General features: G+C 63.2%; 20 protein-coding genes. 12 read left to right on the top strand and 8 right to left on the bottom strand.

Features of this window, described 5'->3' with window-relative positions; genetic code table 11:
• Positions 1 to 142: 142 nt before the first annotated feature.
• Positions 143 to 739: a dihydrofolate reductase family protein gene (locus AC6CH8_RS02270; RefSeq protein ID WP_498188503.1), complete on the top strand. Its 597-nt coding sequence runs from the start codon at positions 143 to 145 to the stop codon at positions 737 to 739.
• Between the two features lie 425 nt (positions 740 to 1164).
• Positions 1165 to 1596: a LexA family protein gene (locus AC6CH8_RS02275; protein WP_017199306.1), complete on the top strand. Its 432-nt coding sequence runs from the start codon at positions 1165 to 1167 to the stop codon at positions 1594 to 1596.
• A gap of 188 nt (positions 1597 to 1784) precedes the next feature.
• On the opposite strand, the gene AC6CH8_RS02280 is transcribed toward AC6CH8_RS02275, so the two are convergent.
• From AC6CH8_RS02280 to AC6CH8_RS02290, 3 genes are read right to left on the bottom strand one after another with little or no spacing between them, the layout of a single operon-like run.
• A complete protein-coding gene (locus AC6CH8_RS02280; RefSeq protein WP_498188504.1) occupies positions 1785 to 2273 on the bottom strand; it encodes a GNAT family N-acetyltransferase in 489 nt (162 codons plus the stop codon).
• 23 nt (positions 2274 to 2296) lie between these two features.
• On the bottom strand, positions 2297 to 2644 hold the full coding sequence (locus tag AC6CH8_RS02285; protein ID WP_420180550.1) for an ArsR/SmtB family transcription factor: 348 nt from the start codon (positions 2642 to 2644) through the stop codon (positions 2297 to 2299).
• A 59-nt stretch (positions 2645 to 2703) separates the two neighbouring features.
• Positions 2704 to 3444: an MIP/aquaporin family protein gene (locus AC6CH8_RS02290; protein ID WP_498188505.1), complete on the bottom strand. Its 741-nt coding sequence runs from the start codon at positions 3442 to 3444 to the stop codon at positions 2704 to 2706.
• Between the two features lie 45 nt (positions 3445 to 3489).
• Here AC6CH8_RS02290 and AC6CH8_RS02295 point away from each other — a divergent pair, with 45 nt between their 5' ends.
• From AC6CH8_RS02295 to AC6CH8_RS02330, 8 genes are all read left to right on the top strand, one after another.
• Entirely contained in the window at positions 3490 to 4164 is a 675-nt protein-coding gene (locus AC6CH8_RS02295; RefSeq protein WP_498188506.1) for an arsenate reductase/protein-tyrosine-phosphatase family protein, read from the top strand.
• A gap of 156 nt (positions 4165 to 4320) precedes the next feature.
• Positions 4321 to 4743 (top strand): arsenate reductase/protein-tyrosine-phosphatase family protein, encoded by a 423-nt coding sequence (locus AC6CH8_RS02300; RefSeq protein ID WP_167269519.1) that lies wholly within the window; start codon positions 4321 to 4323, stop codon positions 4741 to 4743.
• Between the two features lie 31 nt (positions 4744 to 4774).
• The gene (trxB, locus tag AC6CH8_RS02305) at positions 4775 to 5764 is read left to right on the top strand and encodes a thioredoxin-disulfide reductase (RefSeq protein ID WP_498188507.1); all 990 of its coding nucleotides are present in this window, start codon (positions 4775 to 4777) and stop codon (positions 5762 to 5764) included.
• 180 nt (positions 5765 to 5944) lie between these two features.
• On the top strand, positions 5945 to 7333 hold the full coding sequence (locus tag AC6CH8_RS02310; RefSeq protein ID WP_498188508.1) for an FAD-dependent oxidoreductase: 1389 nt from the start codon (positions 5945 to 5947) through the stop codon (positions 7331 to 7333).
• Between the two features lie 31 nt (positions 7334 to 7364).
• Positions 7365 to 8021 carry an arsenate reductase ArsC gene (locus AC6CH8_RS02315; protein WP_420180556.1) on the top strand — a complete coding sequence of 219 codons (657 nt, stop codon included), beginning with the start codon at positions 7365 to 7367 and terminating at the stop codon, positions 8019 to 8021.
• Entirely contained in the window at positions 8021 to 8437 is a 417-nt protein-coding gene (locus AC6CH8_RS02320; protein WP_498188509.1) for an arsenate-mycothiol transferase ArsC, read from the top strand. Before AC6CH8_RS02315 ends, AC6CH8_RS02320 begins: the two co-directional genes overlap by 1 nt.
• A gap of 182 nt (positions 8438 to 8619) precedes the next feature.
• Positions 8620 to 9906 carry an MFS transporter gene (locus AC6CH8_RS02325; protein WP_498188510.1) on the top strand — a complete coding sequence of 429 codons (1287 nt, stop codon included), beginning with the start codon at positions 8620 to 8622 and terminating at the stop codon, positions 9904 to 9906.
• On the top strand, positions 9866 to 10243 hold the full coding sequence (locus tag AC6CH8_RS02330; RefSeq protein WP_498188511.1) for an ArsR/SmtB family transcription factor: 378 nt from the start codon (positions 9866 to 9868) through the stop codon (positions 10241 to 10243). Before AC6CH8_RS02325 ends, AC6CH8_RS02330 begins: the two co-directional genes overlap by 41 nt.
• Positions 10244 to 10368: 125 nt before the next feature.
• Here the strand turns inward: AC6CH8_RS02330 and AC6CH8_RS02335 are convergent, their stop codons facing one another.
• Positions 10369 to 11397 carry a LacI family DNA-binding transcriptional regulator gene (locus AC6CH8_RS02335; RefSeq protein ID WP_498188512.1) on the bottom strand — a complete coding sequence of 343 codons (1029 nt, stop codon included), beginning with the start codon at positions 11395 to 11397 and terminating at the stop codon, positions 10369 to 10371.
• A gap of 135 nt (positions 11398 to 11532) precedes the next feature.
• On the opposite strand from AC6CH8_RS02335, the gene AC6CH8_RS02340 reads away from it, so the two are divergent.
• Both AC6CH8_RS02340 and AC6CH8_RS02345 read left to right on the top strand, forming a co-directional pair.
• Positions 11533 to 12999 (top strand): sugar porter family MFS transporter, encoded by a 1467-nt coding sequence (locus AC6CH8_RS02340; RefSeq protein WP_498188513.1) that lies wholly within the window; start codon positions 11533 to 11535, stop codon positions 12997 to 12999.
• Between the two features lie 170 nt (positions 13000 to 13169).
• Positions 13170 to 14468 carry a Y-family DNA polymerase gene (locus tag AC6CH8_RS02345; RefSeq protein ID WP_498188514.1) on the top strand — a complete coding sequence of 433 codons (1299 nt, stop codon included), beginning with the start codon at positions 13170 to 13172 and terminating at the stop codon, positions 14466 to 14468.
• 37 nt (positions 14469 to 14505) lie between these two features.
• On the opposite strand, the gene AC6CH8_RS02350 is transcribed toward AC6CH8_RS02345, so the two are convergent.
• The 4 genes from AC6CH8_RS02350 to nirB all read right to left on the bottom strand — a co-directional run bounded on the left by AC6CH8_RS02350 (position 14506) and on the right by nirB (position 20398).
• Complete coding sequence (locus AC6CH8_RS02350; protein WP_498188515.1) at positions 14506 to 15294, bottom strand: hypothetical protein; 789 nt, start codon at positions 15292 to 15294, stop codon at positions 14506 to 14508.
• A 259-nt stretch (positions 15295 to 15553) separates the two neighbouring features.
• Positions 15554 to 16711 (bottom strand): uroporphyrinogen-III synthase, encoded by a 1158-nt coding sequence (locus AC6CH8_RS02355; protein WP_091466214.1) that lies wholly within the window; start codon positions 16709 to 16711, stop codon positions 15554 to 15556.
• Positions 16712 to 16723: 12 nt separating this feature from the next.
• The gene (gene cobA, locus AC6CH8_RS02360) at positions 16724 to 17758 is read right to left on the bottom strand and encodes a uroporphyrinogen-III C-methyltransferase (RefSeq protein WP_091466215.1); all 1035 of its coding nucleotides are present in this window, start codon (positions 17756 to 17758) and stop codon (positions 16724 to 16726) included.
• A gap of 9 nt (positions 17759 to 17767) precedes the next feature.
• On the bottom strand, positions 17768 to 20398 hold the full coding sequence (nirB, locus tag AC6CH8_RS02365) for a nitrite reductase large subunit NirB (protein ID WP_498188516.1): 2631 nt from the start codon (positions 20396 to 20398) through the stop codon (positions 17768 to 17770).
• Positions 20399 to 20497 lie beyond the last annotated feature (99 nt).

The raw sequence follows: 20497 nt of genomic DNA on the forward strand, positions 1-20497 counted from the left end.
GGGCCGGTTTTTCGCGGGTGTTTCGCCGCTGTTGCCATCTTTGGCCGATCCGTAGCGTGCTGTTTACCGGCCGGTAATAACGTGGATCACATTGCGCGCGCGGACCGTTCTGCCCCGACCGCCGTGGTGGCATGATGGGCGCATGAGCCAAGTCACATGCGATCTGACTGTTTCGCTGGATGGATTTGTTGCTGGCCCCAACCAGCGCCTGGAGGAGCCCTTGGGCGACGGGGGAGAGCTCCTGCACAGATGGATGTTCGAAGAGCCGGAGACGAACGCGCCGGAGATCGCAGGGATTCTCGCGGCTGGTGCGTTCATCATGGGGCGCAACATGTTTGCGGGGCCCGGACCGGCGGCGTGGGACACGGAATGGCGGGGCTGGTGGGGCGAGGAACCGCCATATCATGCACCCGTTTTCGTGCTCACCCACCATGGCCGTGAGCCGTTGGAGATGGAAGGCGGGACAACGTTCAACTTCGTCACCGATGGCATCGAATCGGCATTGGCGCAGGCCCGCGAAGCTGCCGGGGACAAAGATGTAGCCATTGCCGGCGGAGCGCAGACCGCCCGCCAGTATCTTTCGGCCGGGCTCATGGACGAGCTGCGGCTCCACATTTCACCCATGGTCCTGGGTGGTGGTGAGCGATTGCTCGACGGCGTGGGAAACCTGGAACTTGAACAGGCAGAGGTACGCGGGACTGGCCTGGTGACGCATGTGCGGTATCGGGTAATTCGCTAGTGGGTACGGTGCACCTCCACTGAAGCCCGTGTACTGCTCCGCAAGGATAGCAACGCCATAGAGCAGTTTTTTCGAGGCTCGTGAAACCTTTTGGCCGTTCCCGAGGCGGCGAAGTCCCGCATGCACAGGGCGCGACAACGAATGAAGAGAGCATTGAATGGGATTGCCCAGCCCGCACCCGCCTTGGAAGGACTTTCAGAAGCCCTGCGGACGCCTTGGCTTGGCAGGAGGCGCGCGGTAATAGAGCTGTGGCGATTCCTGTCTACGACGTGAACGGGAAGGAGGCATTGGGGAATTTGTCATCGGCGGTGGTGACGGGCATATGGTCGAGGTGCCGAACGAGGCCGCTCGTTGAGGAGTGGACACAATGTCTGTCACCCGCTGTACACTGAACTATCGAACATATATTCGAATAAAGGTGTGTTGTGGGCGTGATAGTCGGCCCCCGCGTGATAGATGCGGGCTTTTCCCTTATGTCAGTGCTGCTGGCGCCTATCCCCGTGGCTGCGGGCTATCCGTCGCCCGCCCAGGACTATTTTGATGGTCGAATCGATCTCAACGAGCACCTGATCAAGGATGTCACCAGCACTTTCGTAGTGAGGGTGACTGGCGAGTCAATGGAGGGCGCCGGCATAAGCGACGGTGACGAGTTGATCGTCAACCGCGCGCTGGAGCCCAAGGACGGGTCCGTCGTCGTGGCTGTCCTCGATGGCGAGCTGACCATCAAAAGGCTACGGGTCACGTCCTCGGGCGTAGTCCTGCAGGCCGATAATCCCAAGTATCCGGACATTCGCGTCCCTGCAATGTCGGAGTTGACCATTTGGGGTGTCGCCACCACGTGCCTGCATCACATTTAGTGCGCGCTTTTCCGTTAAATGGCAAGCCGTCTCGGTCTGACGCTGGCGTCATTGCTCCTCAAGCAGCTTGCCGAACACCCTATGCGGCTTGGATTTCAATGGCTTAGTCCCAAGTTTTCCCGGTTAATGCCCCCGGCAGGCATGGGGAACCCGACGCTGAAAGGGCGTGTGTGATTTGCTGCGACAGCTCAGCTAACAGCCGGTGAACGGCGTTCGAGCAGGAGTGTGTCCCGCCATTGGCCGGCGGCGGGGCCGTATGTCATGCGGGCGATGCGGCTCCTGCTGCCGATGATCCGGAAGCCGGCGGCTTCGTGGACCCGGAGGCTGGAGTGATTTTCCGGGAAGATGTTGGATTGGATGGTCCACACTCCACCTTGTTCAGTGGAGTTGATGAGGGCCTGAAGGAGGGCTTTGCCGAGTCCGAGGCCGCGGGCTTCGGCCGCAACGTAGACGGAGTGCTCGACCACGCCCGCGTATACAGGCCGGGACGAGACGGCGGAGACGGCGGCCCATCCCAGAACGCCTTGCACGGCGGTTTCGGCGACGAGCCTGTGCGCCGGCAACCTGGAGGTGTTGAAGGACTCCCAATCGGGGGCCTTCTCTTCAAAGGTCGCGTGCCCGGTCTCGATACCTTCCTGGAAGATGCGCTGCACAGCGGGCCAATCGGTTGGCGTCATGGTCCGAACTCCAAACCCGTGGTTCATAGGGCTGCGAGGGTTCCGGCGACGTCGTCCAAGGCTCCGGGGACCAGCGAGTAGTACGCCCAGGTGCCGCGCTTCTCGCGATGCAGTAGACCAGCCTCGACCAGGATTTTCAGATGGTGGGAGACAGTGGGCTGACCGAGATCCAGCGGTTCGGTGAGGTCGCAGACACAGGACTCCCCGCCGTCGGCGGCCTTGACGATGGAGAGCAGCCGCAGCCGGTTGGGGTCTGCCAGCGCTTTGAACACCACGGCCCGGCGCTGAGCTTCCTCAGCGCCAAGGGTTGGGGCGGCCGGCGGGCAGCATGTGGTCTGCGTGTCCGGTTCAAGCAGGGGCAGCGAGGTCATCTACCTATTATGCCGCAACATTGACGATCATCAATGTTTGGCCATCGTCGCGAGCAGACCTATTTCCTGGCTGCTTCGGCGGAGTGAGGGATGACGACGTCATCGGCGGCCCGGCCGGCATGCGGGAAGAGCAGGAGCAGAAGTCCCATGCCGACGGCGGCGCCGAGGAGCTGGACGGCGATGAACGGTGGGACGGAACCCGGTGCAATGCCGGCGAAGGTGTCGCTGAAGATACGGCCGATGGTCACGGCCGGGTTCGCGAACGACGTCGAAGATGTGAACCAGTACGCGGCACCGATATAAGCACCTACGGCGGGGGCGGCCAAGGCGCCGCGTTTGGTGGCTGCGAGGGAGAAGATCAGCAGGACCAGGCCGGCGGTCGCGACCACCTCGGCCAGCAGGTGACCCGCTGTCGCCCGCTCCTTGGTCGAGATAGAGGTGCCGACTTCGAACATCGCGTTGGCGAGGACACTGCCGCCGATGGCGCCGGCGATTTGGGCAAGGACGTAGAGGCCGAGGTCCGGCAAGGACAGGCCGGATCCGCTGCGCCGCCCAAGGAACCAGTCGGCCAGGGACACCACGGGGTTGAAGTGGGCGCCGCTGACCGGCCCGAACACCAGGATCAATACCGTCAGCCCAAGCACCGTCGCCGTGCTGTTTTGTAGCAACTGCAGGCCCACATCATTGGGTGAGAGTTGGGCTGCAGCGATCCCCGAGCCGACGACGACGGCAACGAGCAAAGCGGTGCCGAGGAATTCAGCGATGGCACGGCGCCACAGGGGCGGCTGGAGTGAAGTCATGCCAACAGCTTGACGCAAAGAATTAACTCAGTCAAAATTGAATCAATGAATATTGAAGCAGCTGACACATTCCAGGCACGGGTAGCTAGGCACGCGGCCCTTGCCGATCCGGCGCGCCTGCGCATCGTGGACCTGCTAACCCTGGGCGACTTCTCGCCCTCGGAGCTGCAGGCCGAACTGGGCATGCCGGCCAACCTGCTCTCCCACCACCTGCGCACACTGGAGGACGCCGGCCTGGCAACCCGGCAGCGCTCCGAAGCCGACAAGCGCCGCAGTTACCTCCGCCTCGCCACCGGCGCCCTGGATGGACTCGCCCCCGGGGCTGCGCATGCGGCAACCCGCGTCCTGTTCGTGTGCACCCGCAACAGTGCACGCTCGCAGTTGGCCACCGCCCTCTGGCGACAGGTAAGCGACATCCCCGCAGCATCGGCCGGAACCCATCCCGCAAACCGTATCGCCCGCGGAGCCATCGAGACCGCCCGACGCCACGGGCTGGACCTGCCGGACATTGCCCCGCGCACCCTGGAAGAGGTTGCAGGCGAGGCGGACCTGGTCGTGACCGTCTGCGACAACGCCCACGAAGAACTGACCGGGCTGGGCGGAATCCACTGGTCCGTGCCGGACCCCCTTCGCCTGGACACGGCCGCCGCCTTCGACCAGGCCTTCGACGACATCACCCACCGCATCCACGACCTCGCACCCCGCATCACCGCCGCCTAACCACCTGGCAACAGTTGCAATATTGACATTCATCAATCTACCGTCCGATACTCTCTATATCGATCATCATCAATGTCTCCTACGGAGAGCTTCCTTCTCGGGCGCACCGCTTCAAACCCACCACCCGTTCACACAACGATTCCAGGAGAGAAACCCGTGAGCACCGAAACCACCAAGAAGCCCTCCGTACTGTTCGTCTGCGTTCACAACGCCGGGCGTTCCCAGATGGCCGCCGCGTTCCTGACCACCCTGGGCAAGGGGGAGATCGAAGTCCGCTCCGCCGGCTCCCAGCCTGCCGACAAGGTCAACCCGGCCGCCGTCGAGGCCATGGCTGAACTCGGCATCGACATGTCCGCTGAAATCCCGAAGGTCCTCACCACCGAGGCCGTGAAGGAATCCGACGTCGTCATCACCATGGGCTGCGGCGACGAATGCCCCTACTTCCCCGGCAAGCGCTACGAAGATTGGGTCCTGGAAGACCCCGCCGGCCAAGGCGTCGAGGCTGTCCGCCCGATCCGCGACGAAATCAAGACCCGCATCGAGGGCCTGATCGCCTCCCTCGTCCCGGCCGCTAAGTAACCCACATTTTCGATTACCAGGAGAGACTCACATGAGCACCGACGTCCAGACCGAACAGCTGATCATTATTGGCTCCGGCCCCGCCGGATACACGGCGGCGATCTACGCTGCCCGGGCAGGCCTGAACCCGCTGGTCCTCGCCGGGTCGGTCACCGCCGGCGGGGCGCTGATGAACACCACCGAAGTGGAGAACTTCCCCGGCTTCCCCGGCGGGATCCAAGGCCCGGAGCTCATGGACGGGCTCCAGGAACAGGCCGAAAGGTTCGGCGCACGGATCGTGTTCGACGACGTCACCGAAGTTGACCTGAAAGGTCACCTCAAGCGCGTGGTCACCGGCGCCGGCCAGACGCACGAGGCACTGGCGGTCATCCTGGCCACAGGCTCGGCCTACAAGGAACTCGGCCTGCCGGAAGAGAAGAAACTCAGCGGCCACGGAGTGTCCTGGTGCGCCACCTGCGACGGATTCTTCTTCCGCGAACAGGACATCATCGTCGTCGGCGGCGGGGACTCCGCCATGGAGGAAGCGACCTTCCTGACACGCTTCGCCAAGACCGTCACCGTCGTGGTCCGCAAAGACGAACTCCGTGCCTCACGGATCATGGCCCAGCGCGCCAAAGACAACCCCAAGATCAACTTCGCCTGGAACTCCGCCATCACCAAGATCCACGGCGACAGCAAAGTCACCGGCGTGACCCTCACGGACACCCGCACCGGTGAAATCCGCGAACAGGACGCCACGGGCATCTTCGTGGCCATCGGCCACCTTCCCCGCACCGAGCTGGTCGCGGGGCAGGTTGATCTGGACGACGAGGGCTACATCAAGGTCGACTCACCCACCACGGTCACCAACCTCTCCGGCGTTTTCGCCTGCGGTGATGCCGTGGACCACCGATACCGCCAGGCCATCACCGCAGCCGGAACCGGCTGCGCCGCCGCGCTGGACGCCGAACGGTTCCTCGCCGCTCTGGCGGATGCCGACAGCATCGCCACGGCCCTGGTTGAAGAACCAACCCACGCCTAACCACGCGAAACGGGAAGGGGGTGAACTGGATGGACACCGGATGCTGCACCGACACGGGCTGCTGCGACGAGGACGATCTGGACTGCTGCTGAACAGCGCCGCCCCGGCCTGCCGGCCCCACAAGGACCGGCAGGCACCCCGACCGAGCCGCCGATACCAACGTATGAACAAGAGGACAGCATGGATTCAGTGAAGAACCTTCCCATCGCAGTGATCGGCGCAGGCCCGGTAGGACTCGCCACAGCGGCGCACCTGCTCGAACGCGGATTCGAACCGGTCATCTTCGAAGCCGGCCCCACTGCCGGCGCCGCCATCGAACAATGGCGCCACATCCGGCTGTTCTCTCCTTGGCGGTTCAACCTCGACGACGCAGCGGTCCGCCTGCTCGAACCCACTGGCTGGGAATCACCCCGCCCCACCGCATTGCCCTACGGCGGCGAACTCATCGACAACTACCTCACCCCGCTTGCAGCAACACCCCAGATCGCTTCCCTGCTCCAGACCGGTGCCCGTGTCATTGCCGTCACCCGGCAGGGCATGGACAAAACCCACGTCCGGGACCGCGACACTACTCCTTTCGTCGTCCGCGTCGAGCACGACGGCGGAGAAACACGGGACCACACCGTGGCCGCCGTCATCGACGCCTCCGGCACCTGGGCCACCCGCAACCCGCTCGGCACCTCAGGCCTGCCCGCCATCGGCGAGACCACAGCCACTGACCGGATTTCCTCGCCCCTGCCCGACGTTGCTGGCCGCAACCGCGCCTCCTTCGCCGGTCGCCGCGCCCTCGTCGTCGGGGCCGGTCACTCGGCCGCGAACACCCTGATCAATCTCGCCGACCTGGCCAAGGACGAGCCCGATACCCGCATCCTCTGGGCCGTCCGCGGCGCTTCGGCTGAGAAGGTCTACGGCGGAGGGGACGCTGACGGGCTGCCTGCGCGCGGCCAGCTCGGCTCCCGCCTCCGTCGCCTGGTCGAAGCCGGAACCATCGAACTGCACACCGGATTCGGCATCGCTGCCCTGAAAAACCTCGACTCGCACGTGAGCGTCGAAGCCGTGGATGGACGCACCATTGACGCCGACGTCATCGTCCCCTGCACAGGCTTCCGCCCGGACCTGGAGATCCTGCGTGAAGTGCGCCTGGACCTGGACCCCGCTGTTGAAGCCCCTACCGAGCTCGGGCCGCTGATCGACCCTGAATTCCACTCCTGCGGCACGGTCCCGGCGCATGGTGCGAAGGTTCTGGCCCACCCCGAAAAGGACTTCTACATCGTCGGAATGAAGTCCTACGGCCGGGCACCGACCTTCCTGCTCGCCACCGGCTACGAGCAAGTCCGCTCCGTCGCCGCAGCCCTCGCCGGTGACCAGCAGGCTGCTGACACCGTCCGCCTTGAACTGCCCGAAACCGGGGTCTGCTCCACGGACGCCGGCACCAGCTGCGACGTCCCGGCTGCAGTCACAACGCAGGAGCCCGAGGCCCAGGGCGGTTGCTGTGCCGCACCCGAACCGGCATTCGTCGGCTTCCCGACCGGGCTCGCACATGGCCGCTCCGGCACCAGCAACCAATAGCCAGTCACCAAACCAACATTGGAGCACTGTCATGACCGACCACCAGGAAACCACGCTCGGCCTGCAGGACAACACCGAAGTACTCCATCGCATCAGTGACCGGCTCGCCGGACGTTACGCAGGGATCTTCGCCGCAGAAACCGTCGAACGCTACGTCTTCGAGTCCTACACGGCCTTGGCCCGCACAGCGAAAGTCAGCGCCTACCTGCCCGCGACAACCGAGCACTTCGCCAACGACAGGCTCCACGCCCTGGCCAAGTCCAAAGGCTCCCTGGCCTCCGAAGTCCCGGAAGTGTTGTTCGTCTGCGTGCAGAACGCCGGCCGCTCCCAAATGGCCGCGGCCCTGCTCACCGTCGAAGCCAAAGGCAAAATCCGTGTCCGCTCCGCCGGGTCCCTACCCGCATCAGAACTCGACGCCAACGTCGTGACAGTAATGAACGAGATGGGCTTGGATCTGGGCAAGGAATACCCCAAGCCGCTCACCGACGACGTCGTCCGCGCCTCCGATGTGGTCATCACCATGGGCTGCGGCGACTCCTGCCCGATCTACCCCGGCAAGCGTTACGAAGACTGGGAGCTCACCGACCCGGCCGAGCAGCCCCTCGACACCGTCCGTGAAATCCGCGATGAAATCCACGACCGCGTTAAAAACCTGGTCGCCTCCCTCACGAAAGAAGCCGCACTCTAATGACCTCCGAACACCCCGCAGTCCTGTTCATCTGCAGCAAGAACGGCGGCAAATCCCAGCTCGCCGCAGGCCTCATGCGCGACCTGGCCGGGGATGACGTTACGGTCTACTCAGCCGGCACCAAACCCGGTGCGGCGTTGAACGCCCAGTCCGTGGAATCCCTGGCCGAACTGGGCATCGACGTCACCGGCGAGTATCCAAAACCGGTTACCGATGAAGTCCTCAACACCGTGGACGCCGTCATCGTCCTCGGAACCGAAGCCAAACTCGACCCACCGGCCGGCAAACGCTTCGAAATCTGGGATACCGATGAACCCTCCGAACGCGGCATCGAAGGCATGGAACGCATGCGCCTGGTCCGCGACGACATCAAAACCCGGGTCCAGGCTCTCTTCACCGAACTCGTAGGCAACTAGACCTCCGCAGGAATCGAGGTGCCCGGTTCGCCGAGCCGACGGGCGAGACTCCGACTTCACCGGTAACACCCGGCTGACGACTCCGGACAGGCAAGCAAGACTTTGATCTGATAGCCCATTCGAATTATCTTTAAGTGCATATACGTGCACATATGCACTTAATGGGTGAGGCGGGCTTTTCGATGTTGTCAGTGTTGCGGGAACGAACCTATCGGAGGCTGTTTTCGGCGCAGGTCGTGGCCTTGATCGGGACGGGCCTGTTGACGGTGGCGTTGGGGTTGTTGGCGTTTGATCTGGCCGGCAGCAACGCCGGTGCGGTGATGGGAACAGCACTGACGATCAAGATGCTGGCCTATGTGGGCTTCGCTCCGGTTATCAACGCTTTGGTCGCGCGGCTGCCGACGAAGCCGGTGCTGATCGCCGCGGACCTGGTCAGGGCTGCCATGGCCTTGTGCCTGCCGTTCATCACGGAAGCCTGGCAGATCTACGTGGTGATCTTCCTGCTGCAGTCCGCCTCGGCGACATTTACTCCGGCCTTCCAGTCCCTCATCCCCACGGTGCTCACAAACGAACGGGACTACACCCACGCACTGTCCCTGTCCCGACTGGCCTATGACATGGAAGCCCTGGTCAGCCCCGCAGCCGCGGGGCTGTTGCTGACTCTGGTCAGCTATAACAATCTGTTCCTGGGCACCGTGTTCGGATTCCTGTTCTCGGCCGGGATGGTCGCCGCCACCGCGCTGCCTAAGACCTCCGCAGACACCGGGGCTGCGGGATCACTCTGGCACCGCACCACCCTGGGTGCCCGGATCTTCTGGGGAAACCGCCGCCTGCGGTCCCTGCTCGCCTTGAACCTGGTGGTCGCCGCCCCCACGGCGCTGGTGCTCGTCAACTCGGTGGTCTACGTCCGCGACGTCCTCCACCGGCCAGAGACCGATCTTGCCCTGGCTCTGGCATGTTTCGGAGTCGGGTCCATGATCGTGGCCATCACGGCCCCCCGCGTGTTGGAGCGATACGGGGACCGGGCTGTGATGCTCACCGGCGCTGCTTTCATCCCGGTGGCCCTGGCAGGGGCAACGGCAGTGACGTTCGTTGCTACACCGGGGGTGGGCTGGTGGTGGCTGCTGGGGCTGTGGTTCCTGCTCGGCGCCAGCAACTCCACCATCCTCACCCCGTCCTCGCGGTTGTTGCGGGACGCCTCCACCGAGGCAACCAGGCCGTATGTCTTCACCGCTCAGTTCTCCCTCTCGCACGCCTGCTACATCCTCGCCTACCCGTTGGCTGGGTGGCTCGGGGCCGCGGCTGGTTTGGGCTGGGCTGCAGGGGCGCTGACAGTTCTTGCGATACTAGGAAGTACAGGAGCATTCCTGTCCTGGCCCCGGCACGCCATCACGGACGCAGGGGAACCCGTCACGAAGGAGCCACGCGTTGAGCAGCCAACCAAGCAGCCCGTACCCCGACGCTTCTGAAGAGCCTTCGCTGTTCCACCCGGTCACCCCCGGGCCGGAACTGCTTGAAAGCGCCGCCGGCACCCTGCGCATGCTGGCCGAGCCGACCCGATTGCACCTTCTCTGGCAACTCGCCCAAGGCCCGAAGTCCGTCACCGAACTCGTCGACGAAGCACTCGTTCCCCGCACTGTGGTCAGCCAGCATCTCGCCAAACTCCGGCTCAGCGGACTAGTCGATACCCGCAAAGACGGGCGGCACGTCATCTACTCCCTGCACGATGGCCACCTCGTCCGGCTCATCCAGGAGACCATCAACCACGCAGACCACCAGGTAACCGGCGAACCCACCCACGACTAACCCTCACACCCACACCGGGTCGGCATCCAAACAACCCAGACCGGCTCCGACAACACCGGCATATCGGAGCCACCTTGCCCCCTGGACCGGTTTCTAAAGCCCGAATAGCGCCAAAATGAATAACGCTAGTTACCGATATGACGGTTTCCAACTGGCGGGGCTGTCGAGTTTCGCACCACGAGCTGCGGTGTGAGGCGCCTGTCTGCGGCGGGCCCATCGGGATTGCTGAGGCGTTCCAGAGCAACGGTTCCCGCAATCTGCCCGAGTTCAACAGCGTGGAGGTCAACGGATGTGAGGTCGATGCCGTGAAGTCCGGAGGTCCTCGAGTTGTCGTATCCCACAAGGGAAAGCTCGGACGGCAACGAAAGGCCCTGTGCGTACGCAGCCTCGCGGGCGCCAAGGGCGAGCGGGTCGTTGTGGGTGAATATTGCCGTTGGCCGGTCAGTCATAGCGAGCAATTTTGCGGCCGCCCGCTGTCCGGCGTCCTGCGTAAAGTCATCGGCCTCGAGCAATAGTGGCTTCAGCCCGGCGTCGCGCATGGTTTGTGCGTAACTCTGCCTGCGGACCGTATGGCCGTCGTAGACGGGGCCCGCCAGGTGGGCGATTCTCGTGTGGCCCAGTCTGATGAGGTGTTCGGTGGCTGCGCGGGCGCCGGCGGCATCGTCTGAATAGACGCTGTCCACGCCATCCACGGGACGCGTCACGCTGACCAGTGGAACGATCTTGGCCAATTCATGGACCCGTTCGTCGGAATCCAGCAGGGTGGCGGCAATGATTATCCCCACTCGCGCCTCAATCAGTGATTCCAGCGCGCCGTGGTCCTCGCCGTCAACAGACCGGGAGACACTCAGGATGAGCCTGTTGCCGTCCTGGGGCAGTGCCATGCGGACGCCGCTGAGGATGTCAGCGTAGACCTCGTTGCGGATGTCCAGGAGATGGAGCCCGACGGCGGACCGATGCTTTCGTGCGAGATCGGCAGCTACTGCGTTGGGTCGGTAGCCCAGACGCTTTGCGGCATCGAAGATCGCCTGTTTGGTTTCCTCGCTGACGCCCGGCGCACCGCGGAAGGCAAAAGACACGAGGGTTCGGGAGACGCCGACTTCCCTGGCGACGTCGCTTTGGGTGGCCGAACGATGGCGGTTGTCGATAACCATGCCCTCATCCTCCCATGGCGGAAAGTCACGAACCCAGACATTTGTTAGTTTGACCTTACATTTAAGCCTTTCGCGCGTTAGTCTGTATCCAGAGCGGGTGAATATGACCCGCACCACACTGACAAAGGAGTCTTGATGTCTGCCACGCAAACGCAGCGGGGAGCCGCCGATGGCGCCTCACTCCCTCCGCTGACTAATGGTCCGCACAGAAAGCGCCTCGGCCTCGTTGCCTTGGTAGCCACCTTCGGCGGTCTTCTCTTCGGCTACGACACCGGAGTTATCAACGGCGCACTGAGGCCTATGACCGTGGACCTCGCATTGACGCCGCTGACAGAAGGAATCGTCACCAGCTCCCTTTTGTTCGGAGCGGCTGCCGGAGCGGTTGGCGGTGGGCGCTTGTCGGATGGTTGGGGTCGCCGCAAAACGATCATCCTGTTGGCCGTCCTGTTCCTTGCCGGGACCATTGCCTGCGTCTTCGCGCCGAGCTTCGAAGTAATGGTGCTGGGGCGGGTCATCCTCGGCCTGGCTGTCGGTGGCGCCTCTACCGTGGTCCCGGTATTCCTTGCCGAGCTGGCGCCGTATGAAATCCGTGGCTCCCTTGCGGGACGGAACGAACTCATGATCGTCATTGGGCAGCTCGCGGCTTTCGTAGTCAACGCCATTATCGGCAATGTCTGGGGTGAATTCGGGGGAGTCTGGCGCATCATGCTTGCGGTCGCAGCCCTGCCCGCCATAGCTCTGTTCTTCGGTATGCTGCGCATGCCTGAGTCGCCGCGTTGGCTCATTTCCAAGGGGCGGTCGCAAGAAGCGCTGGAAGTGCTGAAGACCATCCGATCCGTGGAGCGAGCCGAGGCTGAAATGGCCGATGTGAAGCACTTGGCTGACGAGGAACGGGCTTCAAAAGCAACCTCTTGGGGAGCACTCAAGGACAAATGGATCCTGCGCATTGTGCTGGTAGGTATCGGCTTGGGCGTGGCTCAGCAGCTAACCGGCATCAACTCGATCATGTATTACGGGCAGTCCGTGCTGGTTGAAGCCGGCTTCGACTCAAGTGGAGCCCTCATTGCCAACATTGCCCCCGGTGTCATTGCGGTGGTCGGTGGCGTCATTGCCTTGACGCTCATGCAACGGATTAATCGACGCACCACCCTGCTCCTTGGATTCACGCTGACCACTGTTTGCCACTTCCTCATCGGAATCGCCTCGATCGTCCTGCCCGTCGGCAATGCCGCACGCCCCTTCGTTATCTTGTTCCTGGTGGTGGCGTTTGTAGGATCCATGCAGACATTCCTCAACATCGCCGTGTGGGTGATGCTGTCCGAGATCTTCCCGCTGCATGTTCGCGGCTTCGCGATCGGCCTGTCGGTATTCTGCCTCTGGATCGCCAATGCCCTCCTCGGCCTCTTCTTCCCCACGTTGGTGGCGGGCGTGGGGATTACGGGAACGTTCTTCCTCTTTGGGATTGTTGGAATCCTGGCCCTCGTCTTCATCTACACGCAGGTTCCCGAAACCCGCGGACGCACCTTGGAAGCACTCGAAGAAGATGTGACCACCGGTGCGATCTACCTGGTGCACAAGAAGGAGCCGGCAGCAACCTCTTAGAACTCCGCACCGTTGGCATCCCGCCCGCCGGACTCCCGTAGTCCGGCGGGCGGGATGTCTTCTTGTCAGAGGCTGGAGGTACAGTGAAGGTATTCGAATATACGTTCGAATGTATGGCGTGTCGCGCGCACGAATGCGGGCACACGTGCTAGTGCGAGCCAAGGAGCGGAATGTCCAAGCCAGCGCTCATGCACCGCATGCAGGAGATCGCCCACGTGGATATCAACTGCTTCTATGCGTCGGCAGAACGTGCCTTCAATCCTGCGTTGGAGGGCAAGCCGCTGATCGTCCTGTCCAACAACGACGGCTGCGCCGTGACCAGGTCGCCGGAGGCCAAAAGACTGGGAATCGGACTCGGCGAGCCTTGGTTCAAGCTCGCTCCACGCGCCAAGGAATGGGGACTCATTGCACTCTCAAGCAACTATGAACTGTATGGAGACATCAGCTCTCGGGTGATGGAGCTCCTGGCCCGGTACTCAGCATGGCAGGAGGTGTACTCCATTGATGAAGCGTTCCTCGGAGTCAAAGGGCAACCCGACGATCTGCTGGAGCTAGGGCGCACCATCAAAGCTGCCTGCCAACGACACGTGGGGGTTCCCGTTTGCGTAGGAATCGCGCGCACCAAGACGCTTGCCAAGCTGGCCAACAAGTGGGCAAAGCACAACCCGGCCTTCAATGGCGTGTGCCGTTGGGACTCCATCCCGGAGCCCCAACGCGAAGCACTCATGGCACGGCTCTCCGTGATCGAAATCTGGGGCGTCGCCACCAGGCTCACGAAACGCCTGAACGCGATGGGGATCTTCTCCATCCTGGACCTGGTCCGTGCCGACCCCGTGGCATTGCGGGACAAGTTCTCCATCGTCATGATGCGGACTGTGCTGGAACTGCAAGGCACCCCCTGCATTCCCATGGAGGAGGAACGGATCGGACGGGATCAACTGATCTTCTCCCGGTCCTTCTCCACACCAATAACCTCAGCAGCCGAGCTGCGGCAGGTACTGAGTGTCTATGGCCAGATGGCCAGTGCCAGGCTGGCCAAGCATGACCTGCAAGCCAAGCTGCTGACTGCCTTTGCCGCAACATCGGTCTACAACCCCCACGACAAATCGTTCCCCACTGTCAATGTCAAGCTGCCAATGCCCACCTCGGATCCGGTGTTGCTGACCAAGGCCGCGCACGCGCTGGTTCCAAAAATCCAGGAAGGCGTGAGGTACGCCAAAGCTGGAATCATGGTCACGGACCTCCGACCCAGCGGCAACCAAAAACCGCTGGAAATCTTCGAGAACCGGCATGAAGAACGGGGCATAGGCCCCTTGCTCGAGCAGGTCAGCAAGCGCTATGGCCGTGGCTCCATCGGTTTGGGCCATGCGGGCATCAAAGGCGGCCCGGACTGGTCCATGAAACGCGACATGCTCAGCCCCCGCTACACCACCAACTGGGACGAGCTTCCCCTGGTGAAGGCGGCCTAGCGTGTCAGCGAGCGGGATTGGCCATCGGATCAGCTGATCACTTGTAGGACTCGAACACGATCGAGTCGAAGACAGTGCGCGCCTCTCTCATCAGCTCCGGATTGATCGATTCGTCGATATGGCCCACCGCGATGACAACCCGCTTACCGTTCAGGTCGACCACCCGGTAGGTCTCGTGTTCATTCTGAGTCGAGTACCAGTGTGTGCAGTGGTACATCATTTCTGAGTGGATGCAGAACTTGCCGCTGTCGCAGGCCGTGACGTCCACGTCGCCCTCGACGGAGTGGTCGAACTCGAAGCCGGAGTAATCGCCCACCATGACCTTGACAGGAGGAGTGCTTGCCGTTGACGACTGCGCCGCCATAGCCCTAGTGAAGGCCCAGTCCGCAGGACCGACATCGGCAAGGGCACCCCTCCAGTTGCATGCATCCATCGACACATAGAACGCGGACCCAAGAGTCAGGTAGACGGCCCATTCAGCCGGGTGATCCGGGTCATCCTTTCCCAGGCTATTGCCGTCGAGAGCAGACCAGCCGCCTGGGACGGTGATCTGGAAAGGCTCCTTGTAGCCGTCGACGGGGACTAGATATGTGCCGGCGTCGATATCGCCACTCTTCGGCAACGGCGGGACCGTGCGAGGGTCGCGACTCTCCGGCAGCGGTGGGTCCGTGCGAGCCTCCGTAATCGGAGAACTGGCAGACGGCAGGGATGCGTCGTAAGACTCATACTCGCACCCACCGAGGCATCCAATCAGTGCGATAGTCACCAAGGGCAAGAGATGGCGCGACCGCCGAGCGGCCTTTTCGGGGGTTGTCATGGAACTCATTGATCCACCAGGCCGCTACAAGGTGCTGTGAGGCCCCGCAGCCGGGTGGCCCCGCGGGCGGTCCAAGATGGAATGCCGTCGCCTCAAGTCTCCTACGACAGAGAACCCGTGACAATGAAGAGTTCGACGGAGAAAAGTTCGACTCGCCTGATCCCGAGGTGTCCCGAGCGACGTTCTACAGGCGGTCAGGAGTGCTTGGGGACCAGCAGGGCGACATTTAGCTCCGCAAAAGACCGCCGTTTATCGCCAACATTCACAGCTAAGCCCGCAGCCGGTAGCCGCGCTTTACTACGGTTTCCACAAGTTTGCCATCAGGAAGGGAAGACCTGAGCCTGCTGACCGTCATGTCCAAAGCGTGTACGGAACCGCGCAGGTCCAGCAGGTCGGAGAGAGCTTCCCTGGACAGGACAGCCCCACCCGCGCCGAGCAGCGCCCGCAGCAGCAGGAGGGGAGCCGGTGCAAGGTCCACCACCTCACCGTTGATCCGCAGGCAGCGTCCACGGAGCTCGATGGTGGCGCTCTTGGTTTCCAAGCGCCGCACGTGGTTCAGCGAAAGATGTTCGGTGACCAGCCTGATGAGAGCACCCATGCGGTAACGATCAGGGATCAACGGGGTGAGGCCGGCGTCGACCAGCGGTTGAGCGGTGACCGGACCGACGGCCGCAACAGTTACCGGGCCCTTGAGAGCTTCGATGAGCTGGCGGTACAGGCCCATTTCGTGTGCGGTGCTCCACATGGCGTCCACTGCCGGGGCGCTGGTGAACGTCAGGACATCGAGGTTTCCGCTGACCACGGCTTCGATCAGGCGTGGCAGTTTGTCTTCGCCGTCGGGCTTCACCCAGCGGTACGGAGTCACCGTCAAGACAGTAGCTCCGGACATACGCAGCCGTTCCAGCTGGCGGACGTCCGTGTAGCCGTGCAACTGGACGGCCACGGTCTTGCCGCGCACGCCTTCGGCCAGGAGCATGTCCACCAGTGTGGCGGTGGTTTCGTCACTGCTGATTCCGACGTCGGCAAGGCCGGCCGCCCGAACGGCACCGCGGGCTTTGGGGCCACGGACGAACATGCGGCAGGCGGACAGCGTGTCCAGCAGTTGCTCGCCGATGCCAAAGGAATCAGCGGCCTCACACCAGCGGCGCATGCCGTAGGCGGTGGTGGCGATGCAGATGTCCGGCTTGGCCTCGATGATGGTGCGGGTGTCCTCGATGAGGACCATGTCCTCCTGCACCGGGGCGATCTTCAGGGCGGGTGCGTGCAAAACGCTCGCACCGCGGCGCTCCAGTGCCTCAATGAGGTCGCGGGAGCGGCGGTGCGAGGTGACGCCAATGCGGAATCCGTCCAACGGCGCTTCTACGGCTTCGGCAACTTCCGGCGCGGCAGTAGCGTCCTGGACTTCGATGGCACGTGCAACAGTCATGTGTTCTTACCTTCAGGCTTCAAGGAGCGAAGCCGCGAGTCGGCTCAGTTCAGCGGATGCTTCGGCATGATTCCGGTTGGCTTCAGCAACCCGGACCACCTCGCCGATGACCAACACGGCCGGGTTGCTGCAGCCGGTGGCTGCCGTTTCGATGGTACCGAGGTCAGCGATGGTGGTGCGCTGTCCCGGCCGGTACCCACGTTCCACCACGGCCATTGGCATGTCCGAATTCATCCCCGCTCGGCGGAGCCCGGCCGCCAGCTGGGGCAGGGTGCCGATGCCCATGAGGACCACGATAGTCCCGCCCAGTCCGGCAAGGTGGGTGTGTTCCTTCTCCGTCAACGGGGCATGGCCGGATACCACGGTGAACATGTGGCTGACCTCGCGGTGCGTCACCGGGATTCCGGCTGCAGCGGGAACGGAAATAGCACTGGTGACACCGGAGATGACCCTCACCGGGACGCCGGCAGCAACACACGCAGCCACTTCTTCGCCGCCGCGGCCAAACACGTACGGATCGCCGCCCTTGAGCCTGACCACATTCTTGCCCAGAAGTGCAGCCTCCACCATCAGCTTCTCGATGTCCCTCTGAGTCACCTTGTGAAGCCCGGGCTGCTTTCCAACGTCCACGAGCTCCGCAGAGGTCAGATCAGCCAGTTCCTGATAGGGCGCAAGCCGATCGTAAAACACCACATCGGCATCGCGCAGGGCGTCCACAGCACCCACCGTGAGCAGATCCAGGGCTCCCGGGCCTCCACCCACCAGGGTCACGTGGCCCTCGGCGCCGGGTGCAGGCTCGAAGGCTACGGGAATCCCGGCGTCGCGGCAGCGTTCCACCAGCGGCAGCCAGCCGGACCCGCCGTCGTCCACTACCGCCACCAGGAACGGGCGCTCGGGAAGTTGGCCGTCGCCCGGCACACCTTCCGGGGCGCTCAGCCGGTACACGTTGGCACCGGCGCTCTGGTAGCGGCGGACCGCCTGGCGGGCAGACTTTTCAGATCCCGTGACAAGGACGTCACGGCCGGTGAGATCAATGGTGAGCTGCATGGTGAACCCCTAGTTTTCTACGCCGACGGTTTCGCTGCGGACCGGGATAGTGGAAGCGATGAGCACGCCGCCCTTTTCCTCGTTGGTGGCCGGACGGATCTGGCCGCGCTCCGGAACAAAGGAAATGGATTCGTCCTTCTGGTTGGGAGCGTTGACGAACGAACGGAAACGGCGGAGGCGCTCCGGGTCCTTCAGGGTCTCGGCCCACTCGTCCTCATAGGTGTCGATGTGCTTGGCCATGGCGGCTTCAAGCTCGTCGGCAATGCCCAAGGAGTCGTTGACCACTACTTCCTCGACGTGCTTGATTCCGCCGTCGAGCTCTTCCTGCCAGCGCGCGGTGCGCTGGAGGCGGTCAGCGGTGCGGATGTAGTACATGAGGTAACGGTCGATGTACTTCAGGAGGGTTTCGTCGTCCAGGTCCTTGGCCAGCAGCTGGGCGTGCGCCGGGGTGGCGCCACCGTTACCGCCTACATACAGGTTCCAACCGTCGGCCGTGGCGATCACGCCAACATCCTTGCCACGGGCTTCGGCACATTCACGGGCACAACCGGAGACACCCATTTTCAGCTTGTGGGGGCTGCGGAGGCCGCGGTAGCGCAGCTCCAAGGCGATGGCCATTGCCACCGAGTCCTGCACACCGAAGCGGCACCATGTAGAACCAACGCAGGACTTCACGGTACGAAGGCTCTTGCCGTAGGCCTGTCCGGATTCGAAGCCGGCGTCCACCAGTTCCTTCCAGATGTCCGGCAGCTGCTCCAGGCGGGCACCGAACATATCGATGCGCTGTCCACCCGTGATCTTCGTGTACAGGTTGTACTTCTCAGCTACGGCCGCGATGACGCCGAGACCCTTCGGCGTGATCTCGCCACCCGCGATGCGGGGGACCACCGAATAGGTGCCGTCCTTCTGCATGTTCGCCAAGGCGCGGTCGTTGGTGTCCTGCAGCGCACCACGTCCGGCATCCAGAACATAGGCGGAGTGCTGGCTGGCCAGGATGGAGGCAATGGTCGGCTTGCAGATATCGCAGCCCGCTCCGGTGCCGTACTTGGCCATGATGTCTTCGAAGGACGTGAGCTCAAGGACGCGGATGGCATCGAAGAGTTCCTGCCGGGAAAGGCTGATGTGCTCACACAGTGCCTTTGAGACCTCAATGCCGGACTTCTTCAGTTCGCCTTCAAGGAGCTTCTTGAGCATGGGAACGCACGAACCACACTGGGTGCCGGCCCTGGTGCAGCCCTTCAGCTCGCCGAGCTCCTGCACCGGGGAGTTGCCCTCGCAGGCTCCGCAGCCGTTGATGGTGTCACGGATACTTCCGGCGGCCACGTTGTTGCAGGAGCAGAGGATGGCATCGTCCGGAAGTTCGGTTTCAGGGGCCTCGCCACCTCCGGCAGCGCTCAGGTAGGCACCCGGTTCGGCGGACAGTTCGCGGCCCAGAAGCGGGCGGAGGCTCATGTACGGGGAAGCATCGCCCACGAAGATGCCGCCCAGGAGGGTCTTGGCATCATCTGTAGTGACAATTTTCTGGTAAACGCCACGCGCGGGGTCGGCGTAGACGATCTCCAGGGAGTGCTCGGTGCGGGCAAACGCGTCGCCGAAGCTGGCAACGTCAACGCCGGACAACTTGAGCTTGGTGGCAGTGTCAAAGCCCGGGAAGGTTGCTTCTCCACCGTGCAGGCGGTCAGCAACGATCTCGGCCATGGTGTTGGCAGGAGCCACGAGGCCCAGGCACATGCCCTCGAAGTTGGCCACCTCGCCGATGGCCCAGATGCCGTCCACTTCCGTGGCACAGAAATCATTGATGACAACGCCGCCGCGCTGGCCCAGGCTAAACAGCTGCTCTTCGCCTTCTGCCGCGCGGAAGAGGTCGTCCCGGGGCTTCACGCCGATAGCCACGATTACGAGGTCCGCGTCGATGGTCCGGCCGTCAGCCATCAGGACACCGGTGACGTTGCCGTCGTCGTCCGTGACTACCTCGGAGGGGAAGACGCCACCGTGGACTTCGAAGCCCTTGGCCTCAATCAGGCGGCCGAGGGCCTGGCCGGCACCCTCATCCAGCTGGGTGTTCATCAGCCACGGTGCGCCGTTGATGACGATCGGTGTGGCGCCCAGCTGTTCGGTGCCGGCAGCGGACTCAAGTCCAAGCAAGCCACCACCGATGGTGACCGCGTTGACTTTGCGGCCGAGCTTTTCGCGCAGCTCGGCGATGGCCTTGTTAATGGCCCAGACGTCCTCGAGGGTGCGGTAAACATGGGTGTGCTCGGAACCGGGGATGGGGAGCCGGGCCGCATCGGAACCCGAAGCCACCACCAGGTGGTCGTATTCGTACTTGTTGCCGGCGGCGGTGAGGACGCTCTTGGCAACGGAGTCGATCTTCACGGCGCGCTCGCCGGTGACCAAAGTCAGGGCTTCGTGGTCCCACATGGATGCATCGCCCAAGGTGAGGTCCACGCCGGTTTCCGTGAGCGCCTTGCTCAGCGCAACGCGGTCGTACGGGAGGTGTGCCTCTTCGGTCAGCACCGTAACCTGCCAACCTTCAAGTCCGCGATTGAACATGGCGTCGGCGAAACGGTGGGCAGCGGGGCCGCCGCCGACGACGACGATGCGGCGCGGGTTCTCTGTACTTGAAGTGTGTCCGGTCACTGGTGGGCCTTTCGCAGATGTTGCAGACGGATCTCCGCAACTTGTGGTTCCAGCCTAGGGACGGGCAGTTTCGCTTCAGTTTCCCTTTTGTTTCGTGAT

This window comes from Paenarthrobacter sp. GQ52 (genome assembly GCF_059759005.1).

Bases quoted from the DNA above. Each gene is read 5' to 3' on its own strand.
- AC6CH8_RS02270 (WP_498188503.1), top strand. From the start codon at position 143: ATGAGCCAAGTCACATGCGATCTGACTGTTTCGCTGGATGGATTTGTT.
- AC6CH8_RS02280 (WP_498188504.1), bottom strand. From the start codon at position 2,273: ATGACGCCAACCGATTGGCCCGCTGTGCAGCGCATCTTCCAGGAAGGT.
- AC6CH8_RS02285 (WP_420180550.1), bottom strand. From the start codon at position 2,644: ATGACCTCGCTGCCCCTGCTTGAACCGGACACGCAGACCACATGCTGC.
- AC6CH8_RS02290 (WP_498188505.1), bottom strand. From the start codon at position 3,444: ATGACTTCACTCCAGCCGCCCCTGTGGCGCCGTGCCATCGCTGAATTC.
- AC6CH8_RS02295 (WP_498188506.1), top strand. From the start codon at position 3,490: ATGAATATTGAAGCAGCTGACACATTCCAGGCACGGGTAGCTAGGCAC.
- trxB (WP_498188507.1), top strand. From the start codon at position 4,775: ATGAGCACCGACGTCCAGACCGAACAGCTGATCATTATTGGCTCCGGC.
- AC6CH8_RS02310 (WP_498188508.1), top strand. From the start codon at position 5,945: ATGGATTCAGTGAAGAACCTTCCCATCGCAGTGATCGGCGCAGGCCCG.
- AC6CH8_RS02315 (WP_420180556.1), top strand. From the start codon at position 7,365: ATGACCGACCACCAGGAAACCACGCTCGGCCTGCAGGACAACACCGAA.
- AC6CH8_RS02320 (WP_498188509.1), top strand. From the start codon at position 8,021: ATGACCTCCGAACACCCCGCAGTCCTGTTCATCTGCAGCAAGAACGGC.
- AC6CH8_RS02325 (WP_498188510.1), top strand. From the start codon at position 8,620: ATGTTGTCAGTGTTGCGGGAACGAACCTATCGGAGGCTGTTTTCGGCG.
- AC6CH8_RS02335 (WP_498188512.1), bottom strand. From the start codon at position 11,397: ATGGTTATCGACAACCGCCATCGTTCGGCCACCCAAAGCGACGTCGCC.
- AC6CH8_RS02340 (WP_498188513.1), top strand. From the start codon at position 11,533: ATGTCTGCCACGCAAACGCAGCGGGGAGCCGCCGATGGCGCCTCACTC.
- AC6CH8_RS02345 (WP_498188514.1), top strand. From the start codon at position 13,170: ATGTCCAAGCCAGCGCTCATGCACCGCATGCAGGAGATCGCCCACGTG.
- AC6CH8_RS02350 (WP_498188515.1), bottom strand. From the start codon at position 15,294: ATGAGTTCCATGACAACCCCCGAAAAGGCCGCTCGGCGGTCGCGCCAT.
- AC6CH8_RS02355 (WP_091466214.1), bottom strand. From the start codon at position 16,711: ATGACTGTTGCACGTGCCATCGAAGTCCAGGACGCTACTGCCGCGCCG.
- cobA (WP_091466215.1), bottom strand. From the start codon at position 17,758: ATGCAGCTCACCATTGATCTCACCGGCCGTGACGTCCTTGTCACGGGA.